9 protein-coding genes are annotated in these 11,619 nt (G+C 65.1%); 6 read left to right on the forward strand and 3 right to left on the reverse strand.

The features are described 5' to 3' along the window. Positions 1-699 (forward strand): Gfo/Idh/MocA family protein (locus tag A5706_RS33730; RefSeq protein ID WP_068133617.1); only part of this gene is annotated, 699 nt, incomplete at its 5' end. Between the two features lie 47 nt (positions 700-746). Further along, positions 747-2,027 (forward strand): glycosyltransferase, encoded by a 1,281-nt coding sequence (locus A5706_RS18890; protein WP_068133619.1) that lies wholly within the window; start codon positions 747-749, stop codon positions 2,025-2,027. 10 nt (positions 2,028-2,037) lie between these two features. Here the strand turns inward: A5706_RS18890 and A5706_RS18895 are convergent, their stop codons facing one another. Next, a complete protein-coding gene (locus tag A5706_RS18895; RefSeq protein WP_068133624.1) occupies positions 2,038-3,687 on the reverse strand; it encodes a GMC oxidoreductase in 1,650 nt (549 codons plus the stop codon). A gap of 363 nt (positions 3,688-4,050) precedes the next feature. Here A5706_RS18895 and A5706_RS18900 point away from each other — a divergent pair, with 363 nt between their 5' ends. Further along, positions 4,051-5,328: a glycosyltransferase gene (locus A5706_RS18900; protein WP_068133627.1), complete on the forward strand. Its 1,278-nt coding sequence runs from the start codon at positions 4,051-4,053 to the stop codon at positions 5,326-5,328. Between the two features lie 63 nt (positions 5,329-5,391). On the opposite strand, the gene A5706_RS32420 is transcribed toward A5706_RS18900, so the two are convergent. Further along, positions 5,392-6,612: a glycosyltransferase family 4 protein gene (locus tag A5706_RS32420; RefSeq protein WP_197517887.1), complete on the reverse strand. Its 1,221-nt coding sequence runs from the start codon at positions 6,610-6,612 to the stop codon at positions 5,392-5,394. Between the two features lie 82 nt (positions 6,613-6,694). Between A5706_RS32420 and A5706_RS18910 the strand changes: the two genes are divergently transcribed. Further along, on the forward strand, positions 6,695-7,489 hold the full coding sequence (locus A5706_RS18910) for a class I SAM-dependent methyltransferase (RefSeq protein ID WP_068133632.1): 795 nt from the start codon (positions 6,695-6,697) through the stop codon (positions 7,487-7,489). 122 nt (positions 7,490-7,611) lie between these two features. Here the strand turns inward: A5706_RS18910 and A5706_RS18915 are convergent, their stop codons facing one another. Further along, on the reverse strand, positions 7,612-9,804 hold the full coding sequence (locus A5706_RS18915; protein WP_068133634.1) for an acyltransferase family protein: 2,193 nt from the start codon (positions 9,802-9,804) through the stop codon (positions 7,612-7,614). A gap of 185 nt (positions 9,805-9,989) precedes the next feature. On the opposite strand from A5706_RS18915, the gene A5706_RS18920 reads away from it, so the two are divergent. Further along, positions 9,990-10,979 (forward strand): Gfo/Idh/MocA family protein, encoded by a 990-nt coding sequence (locus A5706_RS18920; protein WP_068133638.1) that lies wholly within the window; start codon positions 9,990-9,992, stop codon positions 10,977-10,979. Between the two features lie 242 nt (positions 10,980-11,221). Further along, the coding region (locus tag A5706_RS18925; protein ID WP_231985351.1) for a 3-hydroxyacyl-CoA dehydrogenase NAD-binding domain-containing protein at positions 11,222-11,619 on the forward strand (398 nt) is incomplete at its 3' end.

An 11,619-nucleotide genomic window follows, 5' to 3' on the forward strand; every position in this document is an offset into this window, starting at 1 on the left:
CCGTTCACCGCCAATGCCGCCGAGGCCCGCGACATCGCCGAGCTGGCCGCGAAGTCAGATCGCGTCGTCATGGAGGCAATCCAATACCGCTACCATCCGTTGACTTCGCGCGTCGAGCAGATTCTCACGTCAGGCGAGCTGGGCAAGCTCGAGCGGATCGACGTCTCCTTATGCGTATTGCTGCCGAAGCGCTCCAACGCCAACGTCTACGACTACTCCCTCGCCGGTGGCGCGCTGATGGACGCCGGAGTCTACGCGGTTGACATGCTCCGCACTTTCGGCGGTTCGACCCCGGAAGTCGTTGCGGCACAGGCAAAACTGCGCGGGACTCAACTGGACCGGGCGATGACGGCCGAGTTGCGCTTCACGAGTTGGCTCACGGGCCGGATCCGCTGCGCGCTGTGGTCGTCGAACCTGTTTTGGGCGAGCGCCAAGGTGGTTGGGGATCGCGGCCGGCTGCGTTACCTCAGTCCGGCTGCTCCGCACTTGTTGCCCCGGCTCACGATCCGCTCGGCCGACGGCAAGCGGGTGGAGCGCTTCCCGCGCCGCACCAGCTATGCGTACCAGCTCGAGGCCTTCGCCGCGGCGGTGCTGCGCGGCGAACCGGTGAAGACGACGCCGGAAGGCGCGATCGAGAACATGTCCGTCATCGATACGATTTACCGCGCCGCCGGTCTCTCGCTCCGCGAACCGGCGTAAACGCCATGAACGCCGCGCCAGTCGACAGTCGAGAGGGCAGCCCGCAAATGAAGTTCGTGCTGGCATCCTATGGCGGTCGCGGCGATGTGGAGCCGGCCGTCGTCGTCGGTCGTGAGTTGGTTCGCCGGGGGCATGACGTGTGCATGGCCGTGCCGCCCAACCTGGTCGGCTTTGCGGAGGCGGCCGGGCTCGCCGCGGTCGCCTACGGTCTGGATTCGAAGGCCATCCTCGAAGTGCAGCGCAAATACTGGACGTGTTACTTCCGCACCCCCTGGAAAATCAACGAATTGAACGCGTTGGGGGTGGAAACTCACGAGTTCGCCACCAGGTGCTGGGCGGAAATGGCAGCGTCGCTGGCATCAGTAGCCGACGGGAGCGACCTGCTACTCACCGGCCTGATCTTCGAGCAGCCCGCTGCGAATGTCGCTGAGTATCACGGCATCCCGTTGGCCACGCTGCATTTCTTCCCCGTGCGGGCCCACGGCCGGCTGTTGCCGTACCTGCCTGCGCCGTTGAGTCGCATGGCAATGACCGCGAACGACTGGTTGGCGTGGCGCGGCACCCGGGAGCGCGAGGACGCACAGCGAGGTGAACTCGGTCTGCCGAAGGCCACGGGACCCGCGCCGCGACGGATCGCCGAACGCCGGTCGCTGGAGATACAGGCGTATGACGAGGTGATATTCCCCGGGCTGGCGGCCGAATGGGCGAAATGGGATGGTCTCCGGCCCTTCGTCGGCGCGCTGGCGATGGAATTGCCGACGGACGCCGATGACGAGGTCTTGTCCTGGATTGCCGCGGGGACGCCGCCGATTTTTTTCGGGTTTGGCAGCATCCCCGTGGAATCGCCGGCTGACACCATTTCCATGATCGGGGCGGCCTGCGCTCGATTAGGGCAGAGGGCGTTGGTAGGCGCCGGGTCGACCGACTTCAGCAACGCCCCCCACTTCGAGCACGTCAAGGTGGTCGGTGTGGTCAATTACGCCACGATCTTTCCGGCCTGCCGTGCCGTCGTACACCACGGTGGTGCGGGCACCCTGGCCGCCGGGTTGCGGGCCGGCGTTCCTCAGCTGATCCTCTGGACGTTGCCCGACCAGCCTTTCTTCGCGGCTCAGCTCAAACGGCTGAAAGTGGGCACCGGGCGGCGGTTTTCGACGACCAGCGAGAAATCACTTGTCGCGGACCTGAGCCGGATCCTGGCTCCGCAATACCTTGCCCGGGCCCGCGAACTCGCTCCCCGGATCACCAAACCTGCCGACAGCGCCGTGGCAGCCGCCGACCATGTGGAGCGTTTCGCCCGACTGAAAACTCGCCGCGGCTGCACGACCTGATCGGACGGGGTCAGGCGGCGAAATGTGCGTCATCGATGTGCGCGGCCACCCGTAAGGCGTTGGCCGCGACCGTCAAACTCGGATTCAAACCGGTGCTGGACGGGAAGAACGAGGTGTCCACCACGTAGAGGTTGTCGACTTCGTGGGCCCGATTGTTTGGGTCGAGCACGCTCGTCTTCGGATCGGTGCCGAAGCGGCAGGTTCCGCAGACGTGCCCCAGCGTCGTGTTGTTTTCCCCAGTCCGGAGGGTGAGTTTGCGAAACGGCTTCAACACCTCTTTAACCTGGCGCAGGAACACGGCGCGGCGCTCGACCTCGCTGGGGTGCAGTCGGTACTGAAGTCGAAGCCGCTGGCGGCCGTCGACGCTGGGCCGATCGGACGGCAGCACGCGATTATCGAGGTAGGGCAGGTCTTCCATGATGGCAGCCAGCACCAGTCCGCCGTTGATGAAGCGCTCGTAGATGGGCCGCACCGCCGGGCTAATCAGGCGCAGCACCGTCGGTATCCAGCCGGGGTGGTTGGTCAGCATTTCCATGGATGCCAGCGAGGCCATCGTTCCGGCCGACTGAACGGTGCCGTATTTCTGACCCTCCCAGAAGTAAAAGTCGTTCAGCCCGACTTCCTTGTTCTCGGCGGTGATTTTGGCGCCGCTGTGCGGCCAGACCTGAATCCAGTCGTGCAGATGGCGCATCAGATTACGTCCGACCAAGTCTGAGCCGTTGGCCAATCCGCGTGGCCAATCGCCGGATCGGGAATTGAGCAACAGTACCGGGGTCACTAATGCGCCAGCGGCCAGCACCACCACCTTGCCCTTCAGGGTCAGCATGCCGGAGCGATGCTCGCAGATCACCTGCCGGACCTCGGTGCCGTCGGCCTCCAGGCGTATGACTCGGCACTCGGCCAGCAGGTGTGCGCCGTACTCGGCGACGGCCGGCAGCACCCCGTTGCGGCCGGCGTCGTTTTTGCAGGACCGGGGACACAGATAGGCCTGACAAGTTGCGCAGCCGTCGGTGTAATCGCATGCCATCGGCAGGTGGTAGGGATGTAACCCGCGGCCGGCCAGGTAATCGACCAGCGGCTGGTTGTCCGTCGAAAACGGTGGCGCCTCAGGCAGACCGGCGTCGTCGGCGTCCGAGCGCAGGGGATCGCGTTGGCCCCGGACCCCCAGCAGCTTTTCGGCCTCGGCGTACCAGGGCCGCATCTGTTCATAGGTGATCGGCCATGCCTCGGGCACCGTTGAATCGCCTGGGTTGCGGAAGTTCTGACGGGGCGTGAAATCCTCCGGAAAAAAGCGCTCGCAGACCATGCCATAGAGGGCCGAGGACCCGCCGGTTCCGCTACCGATGAAGGGCACAAACCGTTTCGAAAAGCGCCCGCTGATGTCTTCGATCTCGTCTGTCGCGCGCCCCGCCCGCGCCAAGGCGTCGTAGTAGGCCTCTGCGGAACGGTAGGCCCGGGGCTCAGCCACCTCCGGCATTGCAGCGCGAATAGTTCCCGGCGTCCCGGGCAGCGTCGAGTGCCCTTTTTCGACGAACAGCACCTTGCGCCCCGAGCGGGCCAGTTGGTGGCCCAGCATCCCGCCGCCCATGCCCGTGCCCACCACGATCACGTCCCACACCACGCGCTCAGCCTCACGCGCGGTCAGGTCGCCGTCAGCCAAATCGAGCTCCTCAGCGGATGATGGCCCAAGCATGGCCTGGCCTGGGCGAATCGAGATAGTACCATTTGCTGCCGGCCTCGCCGGGTGGCAAACCGAGGGTTTCCGGGTGCCCGGGTTCGAGGTCTCTAGACCCTTCGATGAGCAGTCTCGCTTCCGAACCCGTGGATCCGGAGACAGTTGGTTATGAAGGTCCCCGACGCCGGCGGAAAGCGACATTTCATCGCGTGGCTGCAACCGGACGCAACGTTGAGGGAGGGTCCGAAGCGACTGGCCGAACGCCCAGTCGGCAGCCGAATAACCGGTAATAATGACCGATGTCCCTGGCGGTGCCCATGCGCACCGAGCTGAAAGGCAAGGTCCACGATGAAATTCGTCCTGGCGTCCTATGGAGTGCGTGGCGATGTCGAACCCTCCGTAGTTGTGGGTCGTGAGTTGCTGCGCCGGGGGCATGACGTACAGATTGCCGTGCCGCCCAACCTGGTTGGCTTCGCGCAGGCGGCCGGACTTTCGACGGTCGCTTACGGGCTGATGGACTCAAGGGAGATCCTCGAGGTACAGCGTGATTACTGGACGTTGGTCTTCCACAAACCGTGGAAGACCAACGAACTCGAGAGGTTGGGGCGCGAGATCTCGGAGATCGTTACCCGGTGCTGGACACCGCAGGCGACCACGAAGCTGACCTCGCTCGCGGACGGGGCCGACCTGCTCATCGCCGGTTTCGGTTGGGAGCAGTTTGCAGCGAACGTCGCCGAGTATTACGACATGCCGCTGGCAACGTTGCATTTTTTCCCGACACGAGCCAATGGGAAGGTCTTGCCATTCGTCCCGGCGCCGTTGGGTCGCGCCGCGATGACCGCCTACGAGCGGCTGTCATGGGGCGGTGCGGTGAAGGAAGTCGAGGACGCCCAGCGCCGTGAGCTTGGTTTGCCGAAAGCAACAACCCCCTGGCCGCACAGGATCGCGCAACGTCGCTCCCTGGAAATTCAGGCCTACGACGAGGTGGTCATCCCTGGGCTGGCAGCTGAATGGGCGAAGTGGGATAACCAACGACCGTTTGTCGGCACGCTGACCCTGGAGTCGCCGACAGATTCCGACGAGGAGGTCCTGTCGTGGATCGCCGCGGGACCTCCGCCAATTTTCTTCGGGTTCGGCAGCATAACGGTCGGGTCACCGGCCGACACGATCGCCATGATCAGCGCCGCCTGCAAAAAGTTAGGACAGCGGGCGCTCGTAGGCGCCGGCTCCACCGATTTTGGCAAGAACCCCGACGCCGAGGACGTCAAGGTAGTCGACCAGGTGAACTATGCAACGATCTTCCCGAGATGCCGCGCCGTCGTCCACCACGGCGGGGCGGGCACCATAGCCGCGTGCCTGCGATCGGGAGTCCCGCAGGTGAGCCTCTGGACGTTGCCCGACCAGTGGCTGCGTACGGCTCAACTCAAACGGTTGAAAGTCGGTGCTGGGCGGCGCTTTTGGGCGACCACCGAGAAGTCATTGGGCGCTGACCTCCGCCGGGTGCTTGCTCCGCGATACGGCAACCGGGCCCGCGAGTTCGCCACCCGGATGACCAAGCCCGACGACAGCGCTGCCGCGGCCGCTGATCTTGTGGAGGATTTCGTCAGCCTCGGGCGTGTTTGTTGATTGGCGACTGTGAGCGATTGCGCTGTCTGGGCGTCCAGCGCTAACCCGTTTCCGAGGTGTGCTTCAACAAGGGCCGAGGATGGCGGCGAGTCGATTATCGTGACGGTCGCGCTGGAAGCGCTGAGCCGATTCCAACGCACCCCGAGCGAGGCGGCGCCGGAGGTCCTCGTCTGATTCGAGCGCCATCAAGTTGGCTGCGAGTGCGTTGGCATCTCTGGCGGGGCTTAACAATCCGTTGACCCCTGGATCGACGATCTCCGGGGTGCCGCCGGAGTCGGTGCCGCATACCGGCAGCCCGGCTCTCATCGCCTCAACGGTGACGCGGCCGAACGCCTCGCATTGGCTGCACATCAGGCCGACATGGGCAGCGGCCCAGTAGCCTCCGAGGTCGCGGGTCGGTCCGTGAATTGTCACGAGGTCCTCGACGCCCAGACGCCGAGCAAGCATGCGAAGTGGTTTGTGTCTACCAGTACCGACGAGTGACAGTTCGATGTCGACACCGGCTTTCCGGGCAATTGCCACGGCCTCGATTGCCAGGTGCTGTCCCTTCGCGGGAGAGAAATAACCGACAAGGACGATTCGCATTGGTTCGCCCGGGCTTCGCTCCGGCGGGATACCCAGTGGGGTCTCGACGATCGGGTAGACCACGGATGTCTTCATCGCTGGATCGATCGCAAGCATCGACTTCTCGACTGCTTCTGAATTGCAGATCACCGTTTCCGACAGCCGACTGATCAAGCGGATCGTCGTGCGATAGCCGAACAGGAACCAAAGGCGGTGGTCGTCCCTACCGAACTCGCGGACAATCCAGTAATGCGGGACGCCGAGCAATTTGGCCGCGATCGCGTGCGAAGGAATTGTCATGGTGTTGCTGAGCACCATCGTGGGTCGTAACCGGGCAAGGAGCAACACCGCCCGAACAATGCCGATGAGCAGAAGCACGCTGTAAGGAAGCGCGCCAACCAGCGCGTGCGGGTCAATGCGCGGGATGCTCCACCATTTGCCAAAAGCCCACCACGGTACTAAGGCGATCTCGACGTTGATACCGTCGCGAGCACACTTCTCCGCGACGTCTCCCTTCTGTGGGAGCACGGCGACCAGATCCAGATCTGGGCGCTTTTCTCTAAGCGCCGAAAGCATGTCAAGAAACCCCACTACGCCGCCCCCGCCGAAGCTACCGACGTTTGAGATCACGACTACCCGCTGACGAGGACTCCGTCTGCCCATCGCTTTGAGCGCTCGAAGCCGACATGCCATGCGGCGCAGGGTATCGGCGGCGAACATTAGCGGCGAGTGTATGCGAACAGTGGAATTTGCAAGGTCGAACAATTCAATCCGGGCTAGGCCTCCGAGTATTGTCTGCACGATGACCAAGGCCGAGATCATCACGCTGCCCGAGACGGCGTTGCTGACGTTGTGGAGCCGCGCGAACGAAGCACGGCGCCCAGACGGGATCATCGATGACCCGATGGCCGTTCAGCTGATGGACTCGATCGACTACGACTTCAGCAAGTTCAGCTCTCCCGCCACTCGGCAGGACATCGCGCTGCGGGCGCTCGCGTTCGACAACAACGCCCTTCGTTACCTTTCGGTGCACCCGGACGCGACCGTCGTCGCCCTCGGTGAAGGGCTGCAGACAAGCTTTTGGCGTCTCGACGCTGCCGGCGTTGGCGACCGATTTCGTTGGCTGACTGTTGATCTGCCGGCGATTATCGAGATTCGGGAGCGGCTGTTACCCAATTCGCCGCGCATCTCGATGTGCGCGCAGTCGGTGCTGGACTTCACCTGGATGGATCAGGTGAACCCTCAGCACGGCGTGTTCATCACCGCCGAGGGCCTGCTGCCGTACCTGCAGCCCGACGAGGCGCTCAGCGTGATCCGCGAATGCGCGCGCCGCTTCCCGGGTGGCCAGATGATCTTCGACCTGCCGAACAAGTTCCAGGCTTTCCTGGCCCGCCACCGGATCTGGACAACTCTGCGCGGTGGGTGGCCGCGGACACCGTTCACCCTTTCCGCGAGGGAGATTGCCGGTCTGCCGAACGCCGTGCCGGGCATTCGAGCCGTCCACAACGTGCCGCCGCCTCGCGGGCGCGGCCCCGTGCTGGACGACTTGGTGTGGCCGACGGTTGCGGCCCTGCCCCTGCTTGAGTTCGGCCCCTAGCATCGTGGCCGAACTGGTCGTGCCATAGCTGAGTGATCCAGCGGCGCGGGCGTCGGCGTGGCCCTGATCGCCGCACCAATGTGTGGCGGCGCTAAGGCCGCCGGCAACAGCTCTGGAGGATGTCACCGGCGGGCGAGCGCGCGGTCAGTGACGGCCCCGATGACGGGCGCCAGCACGCGGCAATATTCGACGGTCAGGTGGTTCCAGTCGAGGTAGACCAGGGTGTTGCCGACGATGACCGGGCAGCTCTTCGCAGCGCAGAACAGGTCGGTGAGATCGGCGTATTCTCCGCCGCCGGATTTGGTTGCTTCGGCTTCAGCCACGATGCCAGCTTGATTCACGGCGGTCGAGCGTGCCGGTGAGCAGGCATTGGCGTCATCGAGGTGGCCCGACAGGCAGACCGGCACCACCACCTGTGGATCCGGGACGGGCCCGAGGACCAACACCTTGGCGCCGGTGCCGCGCAGCTCCCGCACCAGCTGGGTCAAGCCGTGGAGCCAGGCCGGGTCATAAGACGTGAAAGGCGACCGCGAAGTGTTGCCGCTTTCTGAGCCGTAACCCCGGTGCAGACCCAACACGATCAGCTGCGGGTGCTCGGTGCGTAACCGGGCGAGGATCTGTCCGCGCCATTGCGCACACTCGGTGTAGTCCCGGTGAAGGACTGGGCTGACGACAGGCAGGTCCATCAATGGGCAACCCGCCTTCGCCATGATCTCCAGCCGCCAGGGCCGCTGAGGAAGTAACTGCTGGAATGCCGGCGTCCACATCGCGGCGTGAGAGTCACCGACCAGGGCCACTGTCGTGGGGGCGGAACCGCCAGTGGCGCACTGCGGCTGCCCGACCTCATAAAAGTTGCGCATGCAGCCCTTGAGGAACATGGCCCTCTGTTCGGCTTGCACGTTGGCAAGCGGCGGGCTCAGGTTGGACGGCACCGCTCTGATCTCTGCCGACGCCGCGACCGCCGACTGCACCTGCGCGAATGCCTGCTGCACCGCCGCGTCATATGCGTCGATGGTGCTACCTATCGGAACAGGCGTTGCAGTGACGGTCAGTGGCGCAGCGGGCGCACCGCGCCCGACCGGGGCGGGTGCCAATACGAGGGTCGCGACGCCCACGACGATCGCGATCATGGTTGCGGCGCCGCCAAGCGCGAGGCTGGCCAGGGCAGAGCGGCGAATCCGAGGGGCGTAACGCAGGGGATTCTCGATGTACCGCAGGGTGAGCGCGGCCAGCACGGCGGACACTGCGGCCGCGGCCAGCCTGCCGGCGAGCCCAAGTGGGTGGCCCAGCAACGCGGGCGTCAGCACTAGGACCGGCCAGTGCCATAGGTACCACGAGTAGGAGATCCGGCCGATCGCGCGCATCGGCGCCAACCCGAGAACGCGGCCACATCCCTGCGCGGGTGCGGCGCAACCGGCGCCGATGACCAGCCCCGCACCGAGGACGGGCAAGGCCGCGGCGACTCCCGGATACAGCGTGGCCGCATTCAGCCGGGCGCAGGCTAGCAGGATCGCCCCCAGCCCGGCCCAGCCTGTGATCGCAGCGGCCCTGGGCGGGAGACGGCGCCACTGCCCGGCCGTCAGAGCGACTATCCCGCCGAGCGCCAGCTGCCAGGCCCGCGTGGGGAGCGAAAAGAACGCCACGAGCGGCATCACGTGGGTGATCGCCAGCGATAACGCGAACGACACCACCGCAACCAATCCCAGGACGACCAGATACGAGGCTGGCGACGAGGGCGCATCATCTTTTGCGCGCCGACGCACACGCCGGGCCAGCCACGCCGTGGCAATGATCATGGGCGCCCACACCAGGTAAAACTGCTCCTCGACACCCAGCGACCAGTAGTGCTGAAACGGCGAAGGCGGCAGATGCGTGCCGAAGTAGTCGAGGCCTTCCTGAATGAACCAGTAGTTGCTGACATACGCCGCGCTGGCGATGCCGTCACGGATGACGTTCTGGGCCTGCAACGGGGGTAAAAGGACAGCCGAGGCGATCACGGTGACGACGCCGACGGCGGCCGACGCGGGTAGCAGTCGGCGGGCGCGGGCTCCATAAAAGTTGCGCATGCGAACGGTGCCGCTGGCACTCACCTCGCGCCAGAGTAGCCCGGTGATCAAAAATCCCGAGATGACGAAAAACACGTCCACGCCGACGAACCCGCCGCCCACCCCGGGCACGTCGGCGTGAAATAGGACAACGGCGACCACCGCGACGGCGCGCAAGCCTTCGATATCCGGGCGGAACCGCGACTGTGTCGAGCCCCGCCCCAGCGCCTCTTCGGTAGCTCTCTTGCTGTCGGCCTGCTGCAAGGTCACCTACCTGATGAGGGAGACGTACGTTGAATCGAGGCATTATCACACGCTCGTCCAATAAGCCCAGCCGACTACGCGATTATTTGCATGGGGCGGCCAGGCGTGGACACCGTGGGTGGCTCCGGCAGGGCGCCAACGGAGTTTCCGCCGCTCCGAAGGACCCCAGGTCCGGTGCTACGATCCCGCGCATGTCTGGAGGCGGCAACCGGGTGCGAATCGGCATCTTGGGGGCGGCCCGCATCGCGTCGGCCGCCCTGATCAAACCGGCAAAAGGACACGCCGAGGTGGAAGTGGCCGCCGTGGCCGCGCGCGACGTGTCGCGTGCTCAAGCCTTTGCCGCCAAGCACGGCATCGCCCGGGTGCACGAGAGCTACGAGGCGCTCCTGGCCGATCCGGGCCTGGACGCCATCTACAACCCGCTGCCAATCGCCTTGCACGGTAGGTGGACTCGGGCAGCGCTTACCGCCGGCAAACACGTGCTGTGCGAAAAGCCGTTCACCGCCAATGCCACGGAAGCCCGCGAGATCGCCCGGCTGGCCGCCGAATCAGACCGGGTCGTGATGGAGGCATTTCATTACCGCTACCACCCGTGTGCTGCGCGCGTCGAGGAGATCATCGCCTCGGGCGAGCTGGGCAAGCTCGTGCGGGTGGAGGGGCACTGGTGCTTTTGGATGCCGAAGTTCTCTCACAACCGCTACAACTACTCCCTCGCCGGTGGCGCGCTGATGGACTTGGGATGCTACGCGGTCGACATGGTGCGCAGGTTCGGCGGTTCGACCCCCGAAGTCGTTTCGGCGCACGCGAAACTGCGCGGCCCCGAGGTGGACCGGACCATGACCGCCGAGTTGCGGTTCGCGGGCGGGCACACCGGCCGGATCCACTGCTCGATGTGGTCGACCGATCCACCGCGCTTCACCGCGAAGGTGGTCGGTGACCGTGGGGAGTTGCGGCTCCATCCGCTGATACCGTTCCAGCGATTCTCGGTCCGATCAGCTGACGGTAAGCGTGTGGAGCAGTTCCCGGTGCGTCCGACCTATGCGTATCAGCTCGATGCTTTCGCCGCGGCGGTGCTACGTGGGGAACCGGTGAAGACGGGGCCGGACGAGGCGGTCGAGAACATGACTGTCATCGACGCGATGTATCGCGCCGCCGGCCTCGCGGTCCGCGAGCCGGCTTAAACCTATCCGTTCGCCAGCTGCCACTCGAACAACGGGTGGCTCGACGCGCTCGAACACAGCCAAACGGAGCCGGACACGCGGAGGCGTGCGCTTGGTTCAGGTCCAAGCCCCTTCCACTGAGCGATCGGGCGGATTCTAGGTCTATTGCACGGGTGTCGATTAGACTTCCCGCGGGTTAGCCTGGGGCCGGGAGGGCCCGCATCTCACAAACGCCACGGGGGACTGAAGGGCTAGGTTCCGCGATGGCTGAAGGCGTGTTCGGACGCAGCGACGCTGAGATCGACCTCTTGGTGCGTGGCATGCGGTCCGGGATCGCAGTTGTGGGCTTCGGCTACATCGGTACGGTGATCGGCGCGGTGCTGGCCGATCGCGGCTGGCCCGTGACGGGGATCGACGTCAGACAGAACGTCGTCGACGAGATCAACCTTGGCAAGACCACCGTGCCCGAGCCCGGGCTTTACGAGCTGGTGGCCAACAACGTGCGAGTCGGTCGGCTGCGGGCGACCACCGATTTCGGGGCCCTCGCCGACAACGACTTCATCATCGTGACGGTCGGTACGCCGCTTGGCCCGGACTTCGAGCCCATCGTCGACGACATCAAGGCCGCGGCCCGGGCCGTGGGCGAACACCTGCACGCAGG

Source organism: Mycobacterium sp. E796 (assembly GCF_001672815.1).
Classification (GTDB): domain Bacteria; phylum Actinomycetota; class Actinomycetes; order Mycobacteriales; family Mycobacteriaceae; genus Mycobacterium.

Excerpts from the sequence above, each read along its gene's own strand:
- A5706_RS18890 (WP_068133619.1), top strand. The coding sequence starts at position 747 with ATGAAGTTCGTGCTGGCATCCTATGGCGGTCGCGGCGATGTGGAGCCG.
- A5706_RS18900 (WP_068133627.1), top strand. The coding sequence starts at position 4,051 with ATGAAATTCGTCCTGGCGTCCTATGGAGTGCGTGGCGATGTCGAACCC.
- A5706_RS32420 (WP_197517887.1), bottom strand. The coding sequence starts at position 6,612 with ATGTTCGCCGCCGATACCCTGCGCCGCATGGCATGTCGGCTTCGAGCG.
- A5706_RS18910 (WP_068133632.1), top strand. The coding sequence starts at position 6,695 with ATGACCAAGGCCGAGATCATCACGCTGCCCGAGACGGCGTTGCTGACG.
- A5706_RS18920 (WP_068133638.1), top strand. The coding sequence starts at position 9,990 with ATGTCTGGAGGCGGCAACCGGGTGCGAATCGGCATCTTGGGGGCGGCC.